Consider the following 21737-nt stretch of genomic DNA (forward strand, 5'->3'; position numbering starts at 1 on the left):
CAGGCCGATCGCCTGCGGAAACCGGCGGGGATCAGTCGATGACCGCCGTGGTCAGACGCGAGGTGCAGCACAGCCGATCGCGCGCGTCGAAGATCTCTATCTGCCACACCTGATGACGGCGGCCAACGTGCAGCGCGCGGCACACCCCGCGCACCTGGCCATCGAACACCGCCCGCAGGTGGTTGGCGTTGATCTCCAGCCCCACCACCTTCTGTTCGCCTTCGCTGCACAGGTAGCCGGCCATCGATCCCATCGATTCCGCCAGCACCACCGACGCCCCGCCGTGCAACAGCCCGAACGGCTGCCGGGTGCGGCCGTCCACCGGCATGGTGGCCTCCAGGAAATCCTCGCCCAGCTGAGTAAACTCGATGCCCACATGGCTGACCATGCAGCCGTCTCCGGCGCGGTTCAGCTGCTCCAGCGATGTTTCACGTTTCCACAATTTCACTCAATCATCTCCAGAAGTGCCTGTAATGGGTGGCGCACGCCATTGCCCTCAATGCGTTTCACCTGGCTGCGGCAGGAATAGCCGGTCGCCAGGCAGCGCTGACGCGGCAAACGCTGCAGCGTCGGATGCCATGATAGCTCATAAATGCCGAGCGAGTTTTGCAGGTTCTTGGCTTCATGGCCGTAAGTGCCGGCCATGCCGCAGCAGCCGACGCTGACGTTCTCCAGTTTGGCGCCGAAGCGGGCGAAGATCGCCGCCCACTGTTGGCCGCTGGCCGGCAGCGCGGTGGTTTCGGTGCAGTGACCGAACAGATACCAGGGTTCGCCGGTCGCCGGCTGTTCGGCGCGATCCGCGATCCGCTGTTGCAACCATTCATGCACCAGCTGCACCTGGAAATCGCCGCGCTCGGCGCCGAGGATCTCGCGGTATTCGTCGCGATAGCACAGCACCAGCGCCGGATCGACGCCCACTAACGGCATGCCGAGCTGCGCCACGCGGTTGAGGAAATCGGCGGTTTTGCGCGCGGTGCGGGCGAACCGCGTCAGGAAGCCCTTCACATGCTGCGCCTTGCCGTTCGGCGAAAACGGCAGCAGCACCGGTTTATAACCGAGCTTTTCCACCAGCCGGACGAAATCCGCCACCACTTTGGCGTCGTAATAGCTGGTGAACGGATCCTGAACAATCAGCACGTGTTCTTCGCGTTGCTCGGCGCTCAGCCCTTCCAGCTGCTCCAGCGTCAGCGTGGTCGCCCGGTGGCCGGACAGCTGCTGACGCAGCGTCGGGCTGGACAGCAGCGGCAGATCGACCATGCCGATGGCGTTGCGGCTCATCTCCCGCAGCCACGGCTGGCGGAAGAAGAAGTTGAACACCTTCGGCGCGCGGGCCATCAATGGGGTATAGCTCTCTACGCCGGCGACCATGTAGTCGCTCACCGGGCGCAGGTAGCGGGTATGGTAAAGCTGCAGGAAGCGCGAACGGAACCCCGGCACGTCAATTTTGATCGGGCACTGGGTGGAACAGGCCTTGCAGGCCAGACAGCCGGACATCGCCTCTTTCACTTCGTGCGAAAAGTCGTACTCGCCCTTGCCGGCATGCCAGCTGTTGCGGGTTTTCTCGATTAGACCGCGCAAGCTGAGGCGCTGCTGCGGCAGCTGTTTCTCCAGCGCCAACGGATCGACGCCCTGCTCGGCCAACAGACGCAGCCACTCGCGCACCAGCGTCGCCCGCCCTTTCGGCGAATGAATGCGGTTGCCGCTGATCTTCATCGACGGGCACATCGGGCTGCGCACGTCGAAGTTGAAGCACAGGCCATTGCCGTTACACTCCAGCGCGCCGCGGAACGAGGTGCGCACCTCGACCGGGATCTGGCGATCGAAGGTGCCGCGTTTGACCGCATCCACCTGCATCATCGGCGCATCCACCGCCAGCGGCGCACAGATCTTGCCCGGGTTAAGACGGTTATCCGGATCGAACGCCGTCTTGATGCGGCGCAGCTCCTCGTACAGCGTTTCCCCGAAGAATTCAGGGCTGTACTCGGCGCGGAAACCTTTACCATGCTCGCCCCACAGCAGGCCGCCGTATTTGGCGGTGAGCGCCACCACCCGATCGGAGATCTGCTTCATCAGCACTTCCTGCTGGGGGTCGCACATGTCGAGCGCTGGACGCACGTGCAGCACCCCGGCATCGACGTGGCCGAACATGCCATAGCTCAGCTTGTGGTCGTCGAGCAGTTGGCGGAACTCGACGATATAGTCCGCCAGGTGCTGCGGCGGCACGCAAGTATCCTCGGCGAACGGAATCGGCTTGGCGCGCCCTTTGGCGTTGCCCAGCAGCCCGACCGCCTTCTTGCGCATGTTGTAAATGCGCTCGATGCCCGCCAGGTCGCCGCAGATCTGGTACCCGATCACACCGGCCTGCCGCTGGGCGATCAGTTCATCCAGCCGTTGGCACAGGGTCTCCATCTGGCCGTCGATCAGCGCGCGATCGTCGCCGGCGAATTCGACGATGTTCAGCCCAAGCATCTCTTTGTCCGGCACGTCGGCGATCAGTTCGCTTACCGAATGCCAAACAATATCTTCACGCGCCAAATTCAGCACCTTGGAGTCGATGGTTTCCACCGACAGCGCCTTGGCCTCGACCATAAAGGGCGCATTACGCAGCGCCGAGTCGAAGGAGTCGTATTTCACGTTAACCAGACGACGCACCTTCGGCAGCGGCGTGATGTCCAGCCGCGCTTCGGTGATAAAGGCCAGCGTGCCTTCCGCACCGGTGAGGATGCGCGTCAGATCGAAGGTTTGCAGATCGTCGCTCAGCACGTGGCGCAGATCGTAACCGGTGAGGAAGCGGTTGAGTTTGGGGAATTTTTCCACGATCAGCGCGCGCTGCTCGCGGCAGCGATTCAGCACCGTGCGGTAGATGCGCCCTTCAGCGGTCTCTTCCAGGGCAATCGTTTCCGCCAGCGCCGTCGGCATGGCGCGGGTGTCGATCATCTCGCCGCCCAGCAGCACCGCCCGCAGGCCCAACACGTGATCGGAGGTTTTGCCGTATACCAGCGAGCCCTGGCCGGAGGCGTCGGTGTTGATCATGCCGCCCAAGGTGGCGCGGTTGCTGGTGGACAGTTCCGGCGAGAAGAAGTAGCCGAACGGCCGCAAATATTGATTCAGCTGATCCTTGATGACCCCGGCTTCGACTTTCACCCAGCCCTGTTCGACGTTGATCTCCAGAATGCGGTTCATATGACGCGACATATCGACCACGATGCCGGTATTAAGCGACTGACCGTTGGTGCCGGTGCCGCCGCCGCGCGGGCTGAAGGTCAGCGTATTGAAACGCTCTTCCCCCGCCAGGCGGGCGATCAGCGCCACGTCGGCGGTGGAACGGGGAAACACCACCGCATCGGGCAACAGCTGGTAAATGCTGTTGTCGGTGGCCATCGTCAGCCGGTCGGCGTAGCTGGTGGCGGTATCGCCGTTGAATCCGTTTTGCTTCAGTGCTTCCAAAAAGTCGAGCACCCGTTGAACGAGGCCGGGCGCCTGAGAAATCTGTGGGATCATTCGCTTTTTTGACCCTGTCCGTCTATTTTTTATGCGCTGATGTACGCTGAATCGGGCCTTTAATTCAGACCCACCCTATTTTTTAGTGACACTAAAAACTAACATACTCGTTTAGTGAAGGCATTCACATTATTACCGCCCTGCGAGCGCCGCCACAGGCGGCCGCCCGGCGGTGATAAACCGACAGACAGGCACCCCGATTCGCCGGTGCCAGGGATTTAATTGACCAGGATGAGAACCCACTGATGCCACTCCCGCAATCGCGTTACGACTTACCGCGAATTATTTTCGGCGTGCTGTTTATCGCCATCATGATCGTCGCCTGTTTCTGGGTGATCCAACCGTTTATTCTCGGCTTCGCCTGGGCGGGCATGGTGGTCATCGCCACCTGGCCGCTGCTGCTCAAACTGCAAAAGCTGCTGTGGGGCCGCCGCTCGCTGGCGGTGCTGGTCATGACCCTGCTGTTGATCCTGCTGTTCATTCTGCCCATCTCCCTGCTGATCAGCAGCGTGGTGGATAACAGCGCACCGTTGATCGCCTGGGCCAGCTCGCCAGGCAAGCTGCATATTCCCAACCTCGCCTGGCTGCAATCCGTCCCGATGATCGGCGACAAGCTCTATACCAGCTACCATACGCTGGTTAACGCCGGCGGCGCCGCGCTGCTGGCGAAGGTACAGCCATACTTCGGCCAGACCGCCACCTGGTTCGTGGCGCAGGCGGCGCATATCGGCCGCCTGCTGCTGCACTGCGCGCTGATGCTGCTGTTCAGCGCCTTGTTGTACGCGCGCGGCGAACAGGTCGCGCTGGGTATCCGTCACTTTGCGGTGCGCCTCGGTTCCGCGCGCGGCGATGCGGCGGTGCTGCTGGGCGGCCAGGCGATCCGCGCGGTCGCGCTGGGCGTGGTAGTGACGGCGCTGGTGCAGTCGGTGCTGGGCGGCATCGGTCTGGCGATAAGCGGCATTCCGGCCGCCACCCTGCTGACGATGCTGATCTTCATCTGCTGTGTGGCGCAATTGGGGCCGCTGTTGGTGCTGGTGCCGGCCATCATTTGGCTGTACTGGCACGGCGACACCACCTGGGGCACTGTGCTGCTGGTCTGGAGCTGCGTGGTGGCCACGCTGGATAACGTGCTGCGCCCGGTGCTGATCCGCATGGGCGCCGATCTGCCGCTGCTGCTGATCCTGTCCGGCGTTATCGGCGGTTTGCTGGCCTTCGGCATGATCGGCCTGTTCATCGGCCCGGTAGTGTTGGCGGTGTCTTATCGCCTGCTGACCGCCTGGATGGATGAAGCGCCGGAGCCGACCACCGCGCCGGAGCAAGTGATCGAAGAACTGGAAAAACGTTAATCGCCCTCCCTTCCGCCCGCATCGCCGGGCGGAAGAGTTTCCCCTCTCACTACGCCTACCTCATTCGGGTAATATCTTCGCCAAATATAATGCCGTTGTTTATTGATTAAGGCGCGGCAAATGGAAAGGTGCAATGTAAATCCGTGTTTGCTGCAAAATGCAAAAAGAGATAACGCCCGCAAATAAATGGTGATACCGCTATCGATTAGGATGATTCTTAATGACTAGTCGCGTTCAAATATCTAGTATTATGGCCATCTATTGCTTCAAATCACTGATTTTAAAGCAACCTTTCTGAACAATGTAATGCCATACATGTGAATTGCTGTGTGTAGTCTTTGCCCATCTCCTACGATGGGCTTTTTTTATTCTTTTTTCGCCAAATTGATTATTTAACGCGCCGTTATTTACATTCAGAAATAAAAAGGCCGCAGCGTAAACTGCGGCCGGGTATTAATGCCTTAGCAACGCCGAAGCCTTATTTCTTTTTCGACAAGTTGATCCAGGTCTGCACTACGGTATCCGGATTGAGCGACAGGCTATCGATGCCCTGCTCCATCAACCACTCGGCGAAGTCTTCATGGTCGGACGGCCCCTGGCCGCAGATACCGACGTATTTGCCGTGGCGTTTGGCCGCCTGGATCGCCATCGACAGCAGCGCTTTCACCGCGTCGTTGCGTTCGTCGAACAGTTCTGACACCACGCCGGAGTCGCGATCCAACCCCAGCGCCAGCTGGGTCATGTCGTTGGAGCCGATGGAGAAGCCGTCGAAGTGCTCAAGGAACTGATCCGCGAGCAGCGCATTGGACGGGATCTCGCACATCATGATCACTTTCAGCCCGTTTTCGCCGCGTTTCAGCCCCTGACGCGCCAGCTCGGCCACCACCGCTTCCGCCTGCGCCACGGTGCGCACGAACGGCACCATGATTTCGACGTTGGTCAGCCCCATTTCGTTACGCACGCGTTTCACCGCTTCGCACTCCAGCGCGAAGCAATCGCGGAAGCTGTCGGCCACGTAGCGGCCGGCCCCGCGGAAGCCCAGCATCGGGTTCTCTTCGTGCGGTTCATACTTGTCGCCGCCCACCAGGTTGGCGTACTCGTTGGATTTGAAGTCGGACAGACGCACGATCACGCGCTTCGGCCAGAAGGCGGCGCCCAGCGTCGCGATCCCTTCGGTCAAACGACCGACGTAGAACTCGACCGGGTGGTCATAGCCCTGCATCAACGCGCGAATTTCGTTTTGCAACGCCGGCGTTTGCTGATCGAACTCCAGCAGCGCGCGCGGGTGCACGCCGATCATGCGGTTGATGATGAATTCCAGCCGCGCCAGGCCCACGCCTTCGTTCGGCAAACGCGCGAAGTCGAAAGCGCGATCCGGGTTGCCGACGTTCATCATGATCTTCAGCGGCAGATCCGGCAGTTCGGTCACTTCGGAGCTCTGCACGCTGAAGTCCAGCATGTCGCTGTAAACGAAGCCGGTGTCGCCTTCCGCACAGGATACGGTGACTTTCTGGCCGTCTTTCAGCACGTCGGTGGCGTGGCCACAGCCCACTACCGCCGGAATGCCCAGCTCACGGGCGATGATCGCCGCGTGGCAGGTGCGCCCGCCGCGGTTGGTGACGATCGCAGCGGCCTTCTTCATGATCGGCTCCCAGTCCGGGTCGGTCATGTCGGTCACGAGCACGTCGCCCGGCTGGATGCGATCCATTTCGCTGATATCGTGAATCACTTTCACCGGACCGGCGCCGATGCGATGACCGATGGCGCGGCCTTCCACCAGCACCGGGCTGGAGCCGTTCAGCTGATAGCGTTCCATGGTCTGTTCGTTGGAGCGAACGGTCTCCGGGCGCGCCTGCACGATCAGCAGTTTGCCGGTATGGCCGTCTTTCGCCCACTCGATATCCATCGGACGGCCGTAATGTTTTTCGATCAGGATCGCTTGATGCGCCAGCGCCTGCACTTCGTCATCGGTCAGCGAGAACCGGCTGCGCTGCGCTTCCGGCACGTCTTCGATACGCACCTGCTTGCCGTGATCCTGCGACGGCGCGTACACCATGCGGATTTTTTTCGAACCCAGGTTGCGGCGCACGATCGCAGGCTTGCCTTTTTGCAGCGTCGGCTTGTGCACATAGAACTCATCCGGGTTCACCGCGCCCTGCACCACCATCTCACCCAGACCGAAGGCGGAGGTGATGAACACCACCTGATCAAAGCCGGACTCGGTGTCGATGGTGAACATCACGCCCGAGGAGGCCAGATCGGAGCGCACCATGCGCTGTACGCCCGCCGACAGCGCGACGCCGCGGTGGTCGTAGCCCTGGTGCACGCGATAAGAGATGGCGCGGTCATTGAACAGCGACGCGAACACGTGCTTGATCGCCACCATCACGGCGTCGATGCCCTGCACGTTGAGGAAGGTTTCCTGCTGGCCGGCGAAGGAAGCGTCCGGCATGTCTTCCGCCGTGGCGGAGGAGCGCACCGCAAAGGAAGCTTCCGGTTCGCCGTCGGCGAGCTGTTGGTAAGCCTGATGAATTTCACGCTCGAACTCGGCGTGGAACGGCGTGTCGATCACCCATTGGCGGATCTGGGCACCGGCCTTGGCCAGTTGTGCAACGTCGTCAACGTCAGTCTGATCCAGTAACTGATAGATGCGCTGGTTAACACCGCTTTGTTCGAGGAAATCGTTAAACGCCTGCGCGGTGGTGGCAAAACCGTTCGGCACGGCCACGCCCAAATCGGAAAGATTGGTGATCATTTCACCGAGGGAAGCGTTTTTGCCGCCGACACGGTCAACGTCGTGCATGCCAAGCTGGTTGTACCAAAGCACATTACGCAAGTCTGGGCCATTGTTGGACATCGAGACAATCCTTATTGCTATCAGTAGGGTAAAGACGGATTTAATTCGCTTGCTTTACGGCGCCGCTAAACGCGGAGCCGAATCAGACTAGCACACTGATCCGGGGAAAATGGAAAGGTGAATCGATCAACCCACTGAAGAAAGTGGTTTTTAAGAGAATGTCCTAACCGGCTGATTTGCCTGGGAACCGTTCCCAAACGCACGAAAAGCTTAGTTCTCAACTAATTACGTTCTTTTTAAACTTCTGTTTTAATGACCGCGCAAACGCTACCGTTTTTGGTGAAAATAACGGCAAACTCGCGCTTCAGGTGGAAAAGCGCCGCTGGGCCGCACTTTTTATGGCCGCTAATCGCGCTTTCCGCCTGCGCCGCCGCATGGCGGTTTATCGCCCCGTCGTCACAATTTTTTCTCTCGCCCCTTTACCGACGGATCGTCTGCGGCCCATGATATTGACAGTGATGACAGCAGGAACACCGTTTTCAGGTAAGGAGCCTCGGGTGGAAAGAAGCGTTTTTTATATTTCGGATGGTACGGCGATCACCGCCGAAGTGCTGGGACACGCGGTGCTGTCGCAGTTCCCGGTCACGGCGACCACCTATACCCTGCCGTTTGTCGAAACCGAGGCCCGCGCACGCGCAGTTCGCCAGCAAATCGATGATATTTACCATGAAACCGGCGTTCGCCCGTTGGTGTTTTACTCCATTATCTCGCCGGAAGTGCGCGATGTGATCGTCCAGAGCCAGGGCTTCTGCCAGGATATCGTGCAGGCGCTGGTCGGCCCGCTGCAGGGCGAGCTGGATGTGGAACCGACGCCGGTGCCGAACCGCACCCACGGCCTGACCGCCAGCAACCTCGGCAAGTACGACGCCCGCATCGCCGCCATCGACTATACCCTGGCGCACGATGACGGCATTTCGCTGCGCAACCTCGATCAGGCGCAGGTGATCCTGCTCGGCGTCTCGCGCTGCGGCAAAACCCCCACCAGCCTCTATCTGGCGATGCAGTTCGGCATCCGCGCCGCCAACTACCCGTTTATCGCCGACGATATGGACAATTTGCATCTGCCGGCCTCGCTGAAACCGTTTCAGCATAAATTATTCGGCCTGACCATCGATCCGGAGCGCCTGGCGGCGATCCGTGAAGAGCGGCGCGAAAACAGCCGTTACGCCTCCTTGCGCCAGTGCCGCATGGAAATCGCCGAGGTCGAGGCGCTGTTCCGCAAAAACCAGATCCGCTACCTCAACACCACCAACTATTCGGTCGAAGAGATCTCCACCAAAATCCTCGATATCCTCGGCATGAGCCGCCGCATGTTCTGATCTTTCCCCGCGGGGCCATCGCGCCCCGCCGCCTGCCGTTTATTTCAGCAGTAGCTGATTTTTTTGTGCTTTTTTTCGCGGCTTTGATCAACAGAACGCAATCTCTACGGTTGAATTCAGCGCTTTTTGCGTTATTGTGATCGCCATCACTTCCCGGCGCTCCTGCCGCAGAGAAGAACAGTTTCCAGGGAACAACATGCACAAAACAGATGAACTGCGGACCGCGCGCATCGACAGCCTCGTCACGCCGCAAGCGTTGGCGGATAAGCTGCCGATCTCGGCGGCCGTCGCCGATAACGTGACAGCGTCACGTAAACGCATTGAAAAAATCCTTACCGGTGAAGACCGCCGCCTGCTGGTGGTGATCGGCCCCTGCTCCATCCACGATCTCGACGCCGCCGTCGATTACGCCGGCCGGCTGAACGCCCTGCGCGAACGCTACCAGGATCGCCTGGAGATCGTGATGCGCACCTACTTCGAAAAACCGCGCACCGTTGTCGGCTGGAAAGGCCTGATCTCCGATCCGGCGCTGGACGGCACCTTCCAGGTCAACCGCGGCATCGAAATGGCGCGCCGCCTGCTGCTGGAGGTGAACCAGCTCGGCTTGCCGACCGCCACCGAATTCCTGGACATGGTCGTCGGCCAATACATCGCCGATCTGATCAGCTGGGGCGCCATCGGCGCGCGCACCACCGAAAGCCAGATCCACCGTGAAATGGCCTCGGCGCTCTCCTGCCCGGTCGGCTTCAAAAACGGCACCGACGGCAACACCCGCATCGCCATTGACGCCATTCGCGCGGCGCGCGCCGGGCACATGTTCCTGTCGCCGGACAAACATGGTCAGATGACCATCTACCAGACCAGCGGCAACCCGTACGGCCACATCATCATGCGCGGCGGCAAAACGCCGAACTACCACGCCAGCGATATCGCCGCCGCCTGTGACAGCCTGCGTGAATTCGATCTGCCGGAGCACCTGGTGATCGACTTCAGCCACGGCAACTGCCAGAAGATGCATCGCCGTCAGTTGGAAGTGGCCGACAATGTCTGCCAGCAGATCCGCGCCGGCTCTGCCGCCATTACCGGCGTGATGGCGGAAAGCTTCCTGGTGGAAGGCACGCAGAAAATCGTCGCCGGCCAGCCGCTGACCTATGGCCAGTCGATCACCGATCCTTGCCTGAGCTGGTCCGACAGCGAACAGCTGCTGGCAATGCTGGCGGATGCCATCGATAGCCGCTTCTAGCCTATCGCAGGCCGGGGCCACGCCCCGGCTTTATCTCCCCTGTTTCGCTCATCTATACTGATCGCAATCCTTTAATACCCGCCGCAACGCACTGGGAGCCCCGGCATGATTCACTCTCTGTTATCCATCCCCTGCGTCACGCTGCAGGGCGAGCAAAAAACGCTGGGCGATTTCCCGGCGCGCGCTTACTTGGTGGTCAACACCGCCAGCAAGTGCGGCTTCACCCCGCAATACCGCGGGCTGGAAAATTTGTGGCAATACTATCGCGAACGCGGGTTGATGGTGCTCGGCTTCCCTTGCAACCAGTTTGGTTCTCAGGAGCCGGGCAGTCCGCTTGAGATCGCCAATTTTTGCAGCCTCAACTACGGCGTCAGTTTCCCGCTGTTCAACAAAATAGAGGTCAACGGCCCCGGCGCCCATCCGCTGTTCAACGAACTGAAACGCCTGGCGCCCGGCATTCTGGGCAGCCGCCGCATCAAATGGAATTTCACCAAATTCCTGCTCACCGCCGATGGTCAACGTGTCACGCGCTTTGCGCCGATCACCAAACCTGAGCGTCTGTTCGACCGTATCGAAACCCTGCTGAAATAATCCCCTCTTTTTTACGGGCCGAGCGCGTTCGGCCCGTCGCCGGATGTCCGTTCGGCAAAAAGGTTCCATCGGTAAGAAAATTTTCCTTGATGTAACCTTTCCATCACATGATAATGATTCTCAATTTGATATTAATTACCATTTAATGGTCTGTTTTATAAGCACAAAGATGATGGATACTGCCAACACGCCAACTCCCGCCGCCGCGGCCCCGACCGAGCACAGCGCAAACGCGCCGCCCAGCTACGACAGCGCACAGCTGCTCGGCGCCGACGGCATCGCGTTCATTACCCATCAGGGCCAGCGCTATCAACTGCGGCAGACCAAGGCAGGGAAATTGATCCTGACCAAATAACCACAGCATCCTCAAACGCCAGCCACCCCGATCTTGTGATCCAGGCAGCCAGCAAATCTATTGATATGTTTCATTACATACGGAGAGTTGCACCATGCCTCTGACATTTTCCACCCGGCTGCGTTTTTCCGCGTTGAGTCTGGCGATTGCCTGCGCTCTGCCTACGGTGGCCTTGGCACAAAACACCAGCACGACCCCCTCTTCTTCCCCCGCGACGCCGGCCAAAAAAGCCAAAGCCGCTGACGAAACCATGACCGTGGTCGCCACCGGCAATCAGCGCAGCAGCTTTGAAGCGCCGATGATGGTGACGGTCATCGAAGGCAGTTCGCCGGAAAGCCAAACTGCGGGGACCGCTGCCGATATGCTGCGCCGCGTGCCGGGTATTACCGTCACGGGCTCCGGCCGCAGCAATGGGCAGGATCTCATGATGCGCGGTTACGACCGACGCGGCGTGCTGACGCTGGTCGACGGCATCCGCCAGGGCACCGATACCGGCCATATTAACGGCACATTTTTAGATCCTGCGTTGGTGAAACGCATCGAAATCGTGCGCGGCCCTTCTGCCCTGCTGTACGGCAGCGGCGCGCTGGGTGGCGTAGTGTCTTATGAAACTGTCGACGCCGCCGACCTGCTGTTGCCAGGCCACGACAGCGGGTTCCGCGTCTACGGCACCGCCGGCAGCGGCGATCACAGCTTGGGCATGGGCGCCAGCGCCTACGGCAAGACCGATAACCTCGACGGCCTGCTGTCGTTCGGCACCCGCGACGTCGGCAATCTGCGCCAGGGCAATGGCTTCGATGCCCCCAACGACGAAACCATCAACAACGTGCTGGCCAAAGGCACCTGGAAGATCGACGACAACCAGTCGCTGGGCGGCAACCTTCGTTACTACAACAACAGCGCCCAAGAGCCGAAAAACCCACAAACGCCAGCCAGCTCCGCTGGAAACTTAATGACCGATCGTTCGACGATCCAACGCGACGCGGCTCTGAGTTACAAACTGAAGCCGGTCGGCCAGGATTGGCTGGATGCTGAAGCGAAAGTGTATTACTCGGACGTGAAAATTAACGCGCACGCCAGCGGCAGCGAAGATGAAGCGCGCAAACAAACCACTAAAGGCGCCAAACTCGAAAACCGCACGCGCCTGTTTGCAGATACTTTCGCTTCGCACCTGCTGACCTACGGCACCGAGGCTTACAAACAGGAGCAAACGCCGGGCGGAGCGACCGAAAGTTTCCCGCACGCAAAAATCAACTTCGCTTCAGGCTGGCTGCAGGACGAAATCACGCTGCGCGATCTGCCCGTCACCCTGCTCGCCGGCACCCGCTATGACAATTACAAGGGTTCAAGTGACGGCTATGCCGATGTGGATGCGAACAAATGGTCCTCACGCGGCGCAGTCAGCATTACCCCCACCGACTGGCTGATGCTGTTCGGCTCCTATTCTCAGGCGTTCCGCGCACCGACGATGGGTGAGATGTACAACGACTCCAAACACTTCTCCATCCCAATGGGGCCTACCACCATCACCAACTATTGGGTGCCGAACCCTAATTTGAAACCGGAAACCAATGAAACTCAAGAGTACGGATTTGGTCTGCGTTTCGACGATCTGCTGCTCGCCGATGATAGCTTGCAGTTCAAAGCGAGCTATTTCGATACCAAAGCCAAGGATTACATCACAACCGACGTCACCATGGAGCTGGGACGCGGCCCGCGCGGCCCTTACTGCATCAGTTGCACCACCTTCTCGACCAATATCGATCGCGCAAAAATCTGGGGATGGGACGCTACGCTCAGCTATAAAACCTCATGGTTCGGCTGGGATTTGGCTTATAACCGCACCCGCGGCAAAAATGAAGCGACCGGTGACTGGTTGAGCAGCATCAATCCGGACACCGTCACCAGCTCGCTGGATGTCCCGCTGGGCGAAACCGGTCTGTCCGCCGGTTGGGTCGCCACCTTCGCCGAACGCGCCACCCGCGTGCAGACGGGCACGCCGGAGCAAGGCGGCTACGGGGTTAACGACTTCTATCTGAGCTACAAAGGCCGCGACCGTCTGCAGGGCGTCACCACCACCGTGGTGCTGGGCAACGCCTTCGACAAAGAGTACTACTCGCCGCAGGGCGTCCCGCAGGATGGCCGCAACGCCAAACTGCTGGTCAGCTACCAGTGGTGATCATTTGACTATCTGGCGGACATCCGGTGTGTCCGCCATTCGCATCACAGCGCAGGAGAATCCCGCATGAGCAACACCCTGTACGAACGTTACCAACAGGCTAAAATCGACCATCCCGGCAAATACGCCCGCGATCTGGCGGCGATCCTTGGCGTCAGCGAAGCGGAACTGACGCACGCCCGCGTTGGCCACGACGCCCGCCGCCTGCAGGCCGACGCCCGCACGTTGTTGACCGAACTCGAGCAAGTGGGCGTCACCAAGTCCATCACCCGCAACAGCTATGCGGTGCATGAGCAGATGGGCCGCTACCGCAACCAGCACCTCAACGGCCACGCCGGGCTGATCCTCAACCCGCGCGAGCTGGATCTGCGCCTGTTCCTCAACCACTGGACCAGCGTCTTCGCCATGAGCGAAACCAACAAGCGCGGCGTGCGCCACAGCATTCAGTTCTTTGACCCGCAGGGCGATGCGCTGCACAAGATCTACACCACCGAGGAAACCGATCTGCCGGCCTGGATGGCGCTGGTGGAACGCCACCTGAGCGAAGAAAACCCGGCGCTGGCGCTGCAGCCCGCCGAGGCGGCCACCTCCGATGAAGCCACGCAGGATCAGGCCAAAATCGACGCTGAATGGCGCGCGATGACCGACGTGCACCAGTTCTTCCAGCTGCTGAGCCGCAATAAGCTGACGCGCCAGCAGGCCTTCCGCGCCGTCGGCGACGATCTGGCCTATCAGGTGGACAACAGCGCGCTGTCGCAACTGCTGGAGGCGGCGCAGCAACAGCAAAATGAGATCATGATCTTCGTCGGCAACCGTGGCTGCGTGCAGATTTTCACCGGCCAGATCGAACGCTTGATGCCGCAGGAAGGCTGGATCAACGTGTTCAACCGCCGCTTCACGCTGCACCTGATTGAAAACGCCATCGCCGAAAGCTGGATCACCCGCAAACCGACCAAAGACGGCATCGTCACCAGCCTGGAGCTGTTCGCCGCAGATGGCACGCAGATCGCGCAGCTGTATGGCCAGCGCACCGAAGGCCAACCGGAACAAACCCAGTGGCGCGAGCAGGTCGCCGCGCTCGCCGCCAAGGACATCGCCGCATGAAATCCTCCTTGATCCGCCGCCTGGCGTTGATGGTGACGCTGACGCTGCCGCTCACCGCCGCCGCGGCGCAGCGCATCGTCTCGATCGGCGGCGACGTGACGGAAATCGCCTTTGCGCTCGGCGCCGGCAACGACGTGATCGCCCGCGACAGCACCAGCCTGCATCCTGAAGCGGTGAAAAAGCTGCCGGACGTCGGCTACATGCGCCAGCTGAACGCCGAAGGCATTCTGGCGCTGAAACCGACGCTGGTGCTGACAACCGAGCTGGCGCAGCCGGCGCTGGTGCTCAAACAACTGGCGGACAGCGGCGTCAAGGTCGTCAGCGTGCCGGGTGACACCACCCTGCAGGCGGTGCCGCAAAAAATCGCCGCGATCGCCGCCGCGCTGCAGCGTGATGAGCAAGGCAAGCAGTTGAGCGAGCGCTATCAACAGCAGCTGGCGGCGGTCGATACCACCCCGCTGCCGGTCAAGGTGCTGTTTGTGATGAGCCACGGCGGCATTACGCCGATGGCGGCCGGGCAACACACCGCCGCCGACGCGGTGATCGCCGCCGCCGGACTGAAAAACGCCATGCAGGGTTTTGACCGCTACCGTCCGCTGTCGCAGGAAGGCGTCATCGCCAGCGCGCCGGACCTGTTGCTGGTCACCACCGACGGCGTGCGCACCCTCGGCGGCGAACAGCAGCTGTGGACGTTGCCGGGTCTGGCGTTGACGCCGGCAGGCAAGCAGCGTCGCGTGCTGATCGTCGATGACATGGCGCTGCTGGGCTTCGGTCTGGAAACGCCGGCGGCGCTGGCCAAACTGCGCCACGCGGCGGAGCAAAAGTAATGCGCTGTCGCACCTCGCCTCAGTTAGCCATCATCGGCCTGCTGGTGCTGCTGACGCTGCTGGCGCTGGTCGCCGCTAACCTGGGCGCGCTGACGCTGTCGTTTGGCACCCTGTGGCGCGAACCCTTCAGCGACGCCGCCTGGCACATCTGGCTCAACATTCGTCTGCCGCGCGTGCTGTTGGCGGTGGTGATCGGCTGTGCGCTGGCGGTATCCGGCGCGGTAATGCAGGGGCTGTTCCGCAATCCGCTGGCGGATCCGAGCCTGCTGGGCATCAGCAGCGGCGGCGCGCTGTTTGTCGCGCTGTTCATCGTGATGCCGCTGGCGTTGCCGGTGACGATCGCGTTGTATGGCCACATGCTGGCGGCGTTCCTCGGCAGCCTGCTGGTATCGCTGTTGATCTACGGCATCAGCCGCAGCGGGCACGGCAATCTGTCGCGGCTGCTGCTGGCGGGCATCGCGATCAACGCCCTGTGCATGGCGGCCATCGGCGTGCTCTCCTACATCAGCAGCGATCAACAGCTGCGCCAATTCTCGCTGTGGATGATGGGCAGCCTCAGCCAGTCGCAATGGCCGACGCTGGCCGTTTCCGCCTCGTTGATCCTGCCCACGGCGCTGCTGACGCTGCTGCAGGCGCGTCGTCTGAACCTGTTACAGCTGGGGGACGAAGAGGCACACTACCTCGGGGTGAACGTTCAGCGCGCCAAGCTGCAGCTGCTGCTGTTGAGCGCCCTGTTGATCGGCGCGGCGGTGGCGATGAGCGGCGTGATCGGCTTCGTCGGTCTGGTAGTGCCGCATCTGGTGCGCATGCGCCTCGGCGGGGATCACCGCTGGCTGTTGCCCTGCTCCGCCCTGGGCGGCGCCTGCCTGTTACTGGTCAGCGACACGCTGGCGCGCACGCTGGTGGCGCCGGCCGAAATGCCGGTGGGATTGATGACCAGCCTGATCGGCGGCCCTTACTTCTTGTGGCTGGTGATGCGCCAGCGGGAGCGAACCGGTGGATAACGCCGCCAACCTCACGGCCCGGGAGCTGCGCTACAGCCTCGGTACGCGCCGCTTGATCAACGATGTTTCGCTCAGCCTCGCCGGCGGTGAAATGGTGGCGATTATCGGCCCTAACGGCGCCGGCAAATCGACGCTGCTGCGTTTGCTGACCGGCTATTTGACGCCAGACTGCGGCGAATGCCGGCTGCTTGGCCGCCCGCTGGAACACTGGGCGCCGCAGCAGTTGGCCAAAGTCCGAGCCGTGATGCGTCAATACAGCGATCTGGCGTTTCCCTTCAGCGTGGAAGAAGTGGTCAGCATGGGACGCGCGCCGCACGGCAAACGCGACGAGCACCAGGCGATCCAACAGGTGATGGCGCAGACCGATTGCCTGGCGCTGGCGCAGCGCGACTATCGTCAGCTGTCCGGCGGCGAACAGCAGCGGGTGCAACTGGCGCGGGTATTGGCGCAGCTGTGGCAGCCGCAGCCGTCCCCCGCCTGGCTGTTCCTCGACGAGCCGACTTCGGCGCTGGATCTTTACCACCAGCAGCATACCCTGCGCCTGCTGCGCTCGTTGACGCGCCAACAGCCGCTGGGCGTCTGCTGTGTGCTGCACGATCTCAATCTGGCGGCGCTGTACGCCGACCGCATCCTGCTGTTGCATCAGGGGCGTCTGGTGGCGAGCGGCACACCGCAGGAAGTGTTGCAGACGGAAATCCTCACCCGCTGGTACCAGGCCGATCTCGGCGTGATTCATCATCCCGAAGTGTCGTTGCCGCAGGTCTATCTGCGACAATGAAACGTTCAAGGGCGCCATGAGGCGCCCTTTTTTCATCTCAGCTGGAGCAGGAAATCTCCAGATGTTTGCCCCAGTCCGGCGGCAGCGCGGCGAGATCGTCATACTCCGGCTCATCGTCGAACGGCCGCAGCAAGGCCTGATGCAACCGCTGCAAACGGCCGACGTCGTCTTTCTCCGCATCCTCAATCGCTTGCTGGGCCAGGTAGTTGCGCAGGATCAGCCGTGGGTTCACCGCCTTCATCGCCCGTTGCCGCTCCGCGTCGCTGACCTGCTCCTGCTGCAAACGCTGACGATATTGCTGATACCAGGCGTCGAAGGCCGCGCGGTCGATAAACTCATCGCGCAGCGGCGACTGCGCCTGTTGCTGTTCTGTTTCGCTCAACAGGCGGAACGTGCGGGTATAGTCCCGCCCTTCCTGGGCCATCAGGCTCAACAGGCCGGTCAGCACGTCGTTATCCTGCGCCGTCGGCGTGAAGAAGCCCAGTTTGGCGCGCATCTGTTCGCCATAAGCGCGCATCAACGCCGGTTCATACGCCGCCAACGCCTGCTGCAGCTGTTCGGCAGTCATCAGCCCCGACAAAGTTTGCGCCAGGCGATGCAAGTTCCATAACGCCACCGCCGGCTGATTATCAAAGGCGTAACGCCCTTGATGGTCGGAATGGTTACAGATGTAGCCGGGCTGATAGTCATCGAGGAAGCCGTAAGGGCCGTAATCGATGGTGATGCCGAGAATCGACATGTTGTCGGTGTTCATCACGCCGTGGGCGAATCCGACGGTTTGCCAATGGGCGATCAGGCGCGCCGTGCGTTCGACCACGTCGGTAAACCACAACAGGTAACGATCGGCCTGATCCTGCAACTGCGGCCAGTGACGGGCGATGACGAAATCCGCCAGCTGCCGCACCTGCTCCGGCTGTTTGCGGTAATAAAAGTGTTCGAAGTGACCGAAACGCACATGGCTTTCCGCCACCCGCAGCAGCATCGCGCCGCGTTCCGGCTGCTCGCGGTATACCGGTTGTTGACTGGTGACAATAGTTAACGCACGCGTGGTGGGGATCCCCAGATGGTGCAACGCCTCAGAGGCCAGAAACTCGCGGACAACCGAACGCAGCACCGCGCGGCCATCCCCCATGCGTGAATACGGCGTCAGCCCGGCGCCCTTCAGGTGCCAGTCACGGTGACTGCCGTCCGCGAGGACTTGTTCGCCCAGCAAAATGCCGCGCCCATCGCCCAGTTGCCCGGCCCAGACGCCGAACTGGTGGCCACTGTACACCTGCGCCAACGGCTGCATGCCCGGCAGCAGCGTTTCCCCCGCCCAAATCGGGGTTTTATCCTGAGTAAACCAACTGTCATCCAGCCCCAGCTCGCGCGCCAGCGGCTCACTGTGGTACAGCAGACGCGCATCCTTGAGCGGCGTCGGGTTCAGGGCGGTGTAAAAACCGGGTAATTGTTGATAGTAAGCGTTATCGAATTGCGGCATAGGCCCTCCGTTTCAGCGTAGTGTAGAGCCTGAACGGGAGGATTAACACCGAAGGAATGCAGGGAGAACGCATCCGCCTGTCGCCAGAACGGATGCGGGAGGTTTCGCGTGAGGAAACGCGCTGAACGTCGGCTGACAAACGCGGTTATCAGCAAAAACGTGGGTGAATAACGGCGACTGAATCACGCTAAACATCACCCCGTCGCTTATTTACCTCATTGTGTGTAGTTTTTTTGTATCACTTCTTAATTATTGAACTCGCTGGGCATCGCCAGCAAAGCTTGCAGATTATCCACACCAACGCTGGGCCATAAAAAACCTTGCAGGCCTAAAACACCGGCGTATCTGAGTTTATTAAAGTACTCTTTTTTCTCTATTCCTCCGACGATCACGCCTTTACACAACAGGTTGATATTCTTTAACAACGAGTCGATGACCACGTCATACCCCTGATGGGTAAACAGCTGCCAGTAAAAACGCTTGTCTATCTTTACGTAGTCAAACAAACCATCGTACAACGCGGTCAGCGTGGCTTTACCGGAACCGAAATCATCGAGCCACAGCGTAAACAATTCGCTTAATCGCCGCACGCTCGTATTGTTCTTTCCGGCAGAAAGATTCGGAAAACTCTCACTCATTTCAAATGCAATAAAAGGATATTGCCGGATCCTCTGGCACAAGGCCGGATCGGAAAGAATAAGCTCGACGATGGTTTCTTCGATATTGATGGTCAACTGCACGCTGTTACCGGTAAACCAGGCAGCATGCTGCTCCGCCAGTCTCAATTGCTCATTAAATAACTCAATCCTTTGTTCAGGCGCCAATAAATTAATCCCAATTTCGGCCGGCATGGCTAAATCACCGTCGAGACTGTTGAAACGGCTCAACATTTCCACCGCCAACAGCCCGCCCTCCATTGAGTAAACAGGTTGAAAAACATAGCTACTAATAAAGTCAGCTTCGAGTTGGATGTTCATTTTAATGCCACAGGATGAATGGCTAGCGTATCATCGTATATCAATATATTTTATCGATCAATCCTTCTGGGATTAATCGGAAATATCAATGCAAATGCTCGTAAAATATCATTTAATTGATAGATTAAAGCTATACGACAATCGCGAACGGCGCAAAGAAAAGCAGCCGCACTTATGCCAGTTTTCTCGTTCGGCGCGTGATGCGAAAAGATATTTGGCTTAAGTGGAATGGATTTGAGGTCAAATTTGACTTATCTCCTTTGTTTTAATTAAGAAAAATCCTAAATAAAGTAAAATAATCTTTCTGACTTAACGCCAATTTTTCCGGCCGTTAACGATGACTGATTAAATTTAATAACGCATCAATTCCGCCCGTTATTCGCAGCATTGAAAACCTGAAAAAATGCCCACCTTGATTTTCAGAAAATCTGCGCTACGCCCAGCGAAACGTCGCTTTCAGCGATAAAAAAAGGGATGAGCACGCTCATCCCCTCGCAGCCAGACCGCCCGGCTAGCGGATGGTATCGCTCAGCCATTGCCGCAGCTCGGTCAATTCAGCCGCCTGTTGCGGATAGGCCGCCACCAGGCGGTCGCAGCAGGCGGCGACGGGCTCACTGCGGTACGCGCAGCCCACCAGCATGTCCGCCAACCGCTGTAGCGGAGCCGGATTCAGGCTGTCGGTGAATACCTGCGCACGAACAATTCTCCCCTTCTCGACATCGAAGAACAGGTCCACGCCGCCCCAGACGAAGCGTTCATTTAGCAGATGGCTGAACGCCGGCGCCTTGCCGAAATTCCATTCCCAACTGCTCTGTTTGGCGAACTGCGCGGCAAAATCGGGCAGATCGGGGAATACATCCGGCGAAATGATCTCCGGCTCGGCCGTCTCGCCATAGTGGGCGAAGAAGGCCTGCACGATCGCCTCACACACCTGCTCATGGCTGATGCCCGGCAAAAACTCCGCCAGGTTGGCGACGCGCGAACGCACCGAGGTGATGCCCTTGGCCTGCAGTTTTTTGGGATCCGGATTGAGGTAGTCCGCCAGCCGCTCCAGATCGGCATTCAGCAGCAGCGTGCCGTGGTGGAAACCGCGATCCTGCGTTTCGCGATAGGCGGAGCCGGATATTTTGCGCGGCCCATCGGCAGTTTCCATCACCAGGTCATTGCGCCCCGATGCGTCGGCCGTTACGCCCAACTGCCGCAGCGCTTGCAGAATGATGTTCGTGGAGACGCTTTTATCGTACCCCGGCTTGCCGGCCATAAAGGTGAAACAGGTGTTGCCCAAATCGTGGAATACCGCCCCGCCGCCGCTGCTGCGCCGCGCCAGCCGAATGCCATCCTGTTCCATACGCCGGGTGTTGCACTCTTTCCAGGGGTTCTGCGACTGGCCGATCACCACCGTTTCGGCATTGCGCCACAGGAAGAGGATTTTTTGCGTGGTCATTTCGCGGAAGATGCACTCTTCCACCGCCAGGTTGAACCAGGGATCGTAGGAGTCGGAGATCAGTAAACGCAAACTGTTCATGGCAGGCACCGTTCAAAACACGTGATGCCGCCATGATACACCAAATCAACGGGTTAAGGCTAAATGCGCCGCGCCTGCCAGTACACCCGTTTCCAGTAAACGTTATCGAGCGAGGAGCGGATCACCCCGCGGCTGGTCGAAGCGTGGATAAATTGGTCGTTGGTATCGTAAATGCCGACGTGCAGACCGTTCTCACCGCCGCCGGTTTTGAAAAACACCAGATCGCCCGGCATCAGTTCGTCGCGCGAGACCTTGGTGCCCAGCGAGGTTTGCTCTTCGGTCGAACGGGGCAGCTGCATATCGAAGCGATCGCGGAACGTGCGGTAAACAAAGCCGGAGCAATCCACGCCGCCGCGATCCAGGCCACCGTAACGGTATGGCGTGCCGTACCACTGGCGCAGTTGTTCATTGAGCTGAGCCACCACCACGATAGAATCCGCCAGGCGGCCGCTGGGTGGCGGCGCATGGCTGCTGCAACCGGCGAGGATTAAACTGGCTAATAAAAACCACACACGCATCCGCATAATATCCCTTCATTGAACACGTTGCCGCATTATGCCATTCGGTACACCACTACACTGCCTGCGAGGCAAAGCCGGCACCACGTAAGGAAAGCGCTATTTCGCGTTAATTTATCTCCCGCACGGGGAA

Annotated in this window: 17 protein-coding genes and 1 other RNA gene; 11 read left to right on the forward strand and 7 right to left on the reverse strand. The window is 59.8% G+C overall.

Going from position 1 to position 21737, the window contains the following annotated elements; all coding sequences use genetic code 11:
- Nucleotides 1-31: 31 nt before the first annotated feature.
- Together menI and ITX55_RS03150 are read right to left on the reverse strand one after the other, a co-directional pair.
- Complete coding sequence (gene menI / locus ITX55_RS03145) at nucleotides 32-448, reverse strand: 1,4-dihydroxy-2-naphthoyl-CoA hydrolase (protein ID WP_016927938.1); 417 nt, start codon at nucleotides 446-448, stop codon at nucleotides 32-34.
- Nucleotides 445-3501, reverse strand: a complete 3057-nt coding sequence (locus tag ITX55_RS03150; RefSeq protein WP_108680612.1) for an FAD-binding and (Fe-S)-binding domain-containing protein — start codon at nucleotides 3499-3501, stop codon at nucleotides 445-447. The genes menI and ITX55_RS03150 overlap by 4 nt, the downstream gene beginning before the upstream one ends.
- A gap of 245 nt (nucleotides 3502-3746) precedes the next feature.
- On the opposite strand from ITX55_RS03150, the gene ydiK reads away from it, so the two are divergent.
- Together ydiK and rprA are read left to right on the forward strand one after the other, a co-directional pair.
- Nucleotides 3747-4847: an AI-2E family transporter YdiK gene (gene ydiK, locus ITX55_RS03155; protein ID WP_108680610.1), complete on the forward strand. Its 1101-nt coding sequence runs from the start codon at nucleotides 3747-3749 to the stop codon at nucleotides 4845-4847.
- 258 nt (nucleotides 4848-5105) lie between these two features.
- Nucleotides 5106-5217, forward strand: an RNA gene (rprA, locus tag ITX55_RS03160) — antisense sRNA RprA.
- A 108-nt stretch (nucleotides 5218-5325) separates the two neighbouring features.
- On the opposite strand, the gene ppsA is transcribed toward rprA, so the two are convergent.
- Nucleotides 5326-7704, reverse strand: a complete 2379-nt coding sequence (gene ppsA / locus ITX55_RS03165) for a phosphoenolpyruvate synthase (protein ID WP_033642901.1) — start codon at nucleotides 7702-7704, stop codon at nucleotides 5326-5328.
- Between the two features lie 458 nt (nucleotides 7705-8162).
- Between ppsA and ITX55_RS03170 the strand changes: the two genes are divergently transcribed.
- The 9 genes from ITX55_RS03170 to ITX55_RS03210 all read left to right on the forward strand — a co-directional run bounded on the left by ITX55_RS03170 (nucleotide 8163) and on the right by ITX55_RS03210 (nucleotide 17104).
- Nucleotides 8163-9023 carry a pyruvate, water dikinase regulatory protein gene (locus ITX55_RS03170; protein WP_160880175.1) on the forward strand — a complete coding sequence of 287 codons (861 nt, stop codon included), beginning with the start codon at nucleotides 8163-8165 and terminating at the stop codon, nucleotides 9021-9023.
- A gap of 196 nt (nucleotides 9024-9219) precedes the next feature.
- On the forward strand, nucleotides 9220-10266 hold the full coding sequence (locus ITX55_RS03175; protein WP_033642899.1) for a 3-deoxy-7-phosphoheptulonate synthase: 1047 nt from the start codon (nucleotides 9220-9222) through the stop codon (nucleotides 10264-10266).
- Nucleotides 10267-10371: 105 nt separating this feature from the next.
- Nucleotides 10372-10857 carry a glutathione peroxidase gene (locus tag ITX55_RS03180; protein WP_033642898.1) on the forward strand — a complete coding sequence of 162 codons (486 nt, stop codon included), beginning with the start codon at nucleotides 10372-10374 and terminating at the stop codon, nucleotides 10855-10857.
- 172 nt (nucleotides 10858-11029) lie between these two features.
- The gene (gene hemP / locus ITX55_RS03185; protein ID WP_016927944.1) at nucleotides 11030-11212 is read left to right on the forward strand and encodes a hemin uptake protein HemP; all 183 of its coding nucleotides are present in this window, start codon (nucleotides 11030-11032) and stop codon (nucleotides 11210-11212) included.
- A 94-nt stretch (nucleotides 11213-11306) separates the two neighbouring features.
- Nucleotides 11307-13391, forward strand: coding sequence for a TonB-dependent hemoglobin/transferrin/lactoferrin family receptor (locus ITX55_RS03190; protein ID WP_033642897.1), 2085 nt, complete (start codon nucleotides 11307-11309; stop codon nucleotides 13389-13391).
- 66 nt (nucleotides 13392-13457) lie between these two features.
- Entirely contained in the window at nucleotides 13458-14495 is a 1038-nt protein-coding gene (locus tag ITX55_RS03195) for a hemin-degrading factor (RefSeq protein WP_042784357.1), read from the forward strand.
- Nucleotides 14492-15322, forward strand: a complete 831-nt coding sequence (locus ITX55_RS03200; RefSeq protein ID WP_046898504.1) for a hemin ABC transporter substrate-binding protein — start codon at nucleotides 14492-14494, stop codon at nucleotides 15320-15322. Before ITX55_RS03195 ends, ITX55_RS03200 begins: the two co-directional genes overlap by 4 nt.
- A complete protein-coding gene (locus ITX55_RS03205; protein WP_044031352.1) occupies nucleotides 15322-16326 on the forward strand; it encodes an iron ABC transporter permease in 1005 nt (334 codons plus the stop codon). The genes ITX55_RS03200 and ITX55_RS03205 overlap by 1 nt, the downstream gene beginning before the upstream one ends.
- Nucleotides 16319-17104: a heme ABC transporter ATP-binding protein gene (locus ITX55_RS03210; RefSeq protein ID WP_033642893.1), complete on the forward strand. Its 786-nt coding sequence runs from the start codon at nucleotides 16319-16321 to the stop codon at nucleotides 17102-17104. The genes ITX55_RS03205 and ITX55_RS03210 overlap by 8 nt, the downstream gene beginning before the upstream one ends.
- A 37-nt stretch (nucleotides 17105-17141) precedes the next feature.
- Here ITX55_RS03210 and ITX55_RS03215 read toward each other — a convergent pair whose 3' ends face one another.
- The 4 genes from ITX55_RS03215 to ITX55_RS03230 form a co-directional block, all read right to left on the reverse strand.
- The gene (locus tag ITX55_RS03215) at nucleotides 17142-18584 is read right to left on the reverse strand and encodes a protein adenylyltransferase SelO (protein ID WP_108680608.1); all 1443 of its coding nucleotides are present in this window, start codon (nucleotides 18582-18584) and stop codon (nucleotides 17142-17144) included.
- Nucleotides 18585-18829: 245 nt separating this feature from the next.
- Complete coding sequence (locus tag ITX55_RS03220) at nucleotides 18830-19561, reverse strand: EAL domain-containing protein (protein WP_033642891.1); 732 nt, start codon at nucleotides 19559-19561, stop codon at nucleotides 18830-18832.
- Nucleotides 19562-20072: 511 nt separating this feature from the next.
- The gene (locus tag ITX55_RS03225) at nucleotides 20073-21086 is read right to left on the reverse strand and encodes a lipoate--protein ligase A (RefSeq protein ID WP_108680606.1); all 1014 of its coding nucleotides are present in this window, start codon (nucleotides 21084-21086) and stop codon (nucleotides 20073-20075) included.
- A gap of 59 nt (nucleotides 21087-21145) precedes the next feature.
- A complete protein-coding gene (locus tag ITX55_RS03230; protein ID WP_016927954.1) occupies nucleotides 21146-21610 on the reverse strand; it encodes an NlpC/P60 family protein in 465 nt (154 codons plus the stop codon).
- Nucleotides 21611-21737: the final 127 nt, after the last annotated feature.

Origin of the sequence: Serratia sp. EWG9 (genome assembly GCF_019913725.1) — a bacterium.
Classification (GTDB): Bacteria; Pseudomonadota; Gammaproteobacteria; order Enterobacterales; family Enterobacteriaceae; genus Serratia; species Serratia ureilytica.

What these genes read in the sequence shown, in the direction of transcription:
- ITX55_RS03230 (WP_016927954.1), bottom strand. Translation starts at nt 21,610, where the DNA reads ATGCGGATGCGTGTGTGGTTTTTATTAGCCAGTTTAATCCTCGCCGGT.
- ITX55_RS03150 (WP_108680612.1), bottom strand. Translation starts at nt 3,501, where the DNA reads ATGATCCCACAGATTTCTCAGGCGCCCGGCCTCGTTCAACGGGTGCTC.
- ITX55_RS03195 (WP_042784357.1), top strand. Translation starts at nt 13,458, where the DNA reads ATGAGCAACACCCTGTACGAACGTTACCAACAGGCTAAAATCGACCAT.
- hemP (WP_016927944.1), top strand. Translation starts at nt 11,030, where the DNA reads ATGGATACTGCCAACACGCCAACTCCCGCCGCCGCGGCCCCGACCGAG.
- ITX55_RS03170 (WP_160880175.1), top strand. Translation starts at nt 8,163, where the DNA reads ATGACAGCAGGAACACCGTTTTCAGGTAAGGAGCCTCGGGTGGAAAGA.
- ITX55_RS03200 (WP_046898504.1), top strand. Translation starts at nt 14,492, where the DNA reads ATGAAATCCTCCTTGATCCGCCGCCTGGCGTTGATGGTGACGCTGACG.
- ITX55_RS03225 (WP_108680606.1), bottom strand. Translation starts at nt 21,086, where the DNA reads ATGAACAGTTTGCGTTTACTGATCTCCGACTCCTACGATCCCTGGTTC.
- ITX55_RS03215 (WP_108680608.1), bottom strand. Translation starts at nt 18,584, where the DNA reads ATGCCGCAATTCGATAACGCTTACTATCAACAATTACCCGGTTTTTAC.
- ydiK (WP_108680610.1), top strand. Translation starts at nt 3,747, where the DNA reads ATGCCACTCCCGCAATCGCGTTACGACTTACCGCGAATTATTTTCGGC.
- ITX55_RS03220 (WP_033642891.1), bottom strand. Translation starts at nt 19,561, where the DNA reads ATGAACATCCAACTCGAAGCTGACTTTATTAGTAGCTATGTTTTTCAA.
- ITX55_RS03175 (WP_033642899.1), top strand. Translation starts at nt 9,220, where the DNA reads ATGCACAAAACAGATGAACTGCGGACCGCGCGCATCGACAGCCTCGTC.
- ITX55_RS03190 (WP_033642897.1), top strand. Translation starts at nt 11,307, where the DNA reads ATGCCTCTGACATTTTCCACCCGGCTGCGTTTTTCCGCGTTGAGTCTG.
- ppsA (WP_033642901.1), bottom strand. Translation starts at nt 7,704, where the DNA reads ATGTCCAACAATGGCCCAGACTTGCGTAATGTGCTTTGGTACAACCAG.
- ITX55_RS03205 (WP_044031352.1), top strand. Translation starts at nt 15,322, where the DNA reads ATGCGCTGTCGCACCTCGCCTCAGTTAGCCATCATCGGCCTGCTGGTG.
- ITX55_RS03180 (WP_033642898.1), top strand. Translation starts at nt 10,372, where the DNA reads ATGATTCACTCTCTGTTATCCATCCCCTGCGTCACGCTGCAGGGCGAG.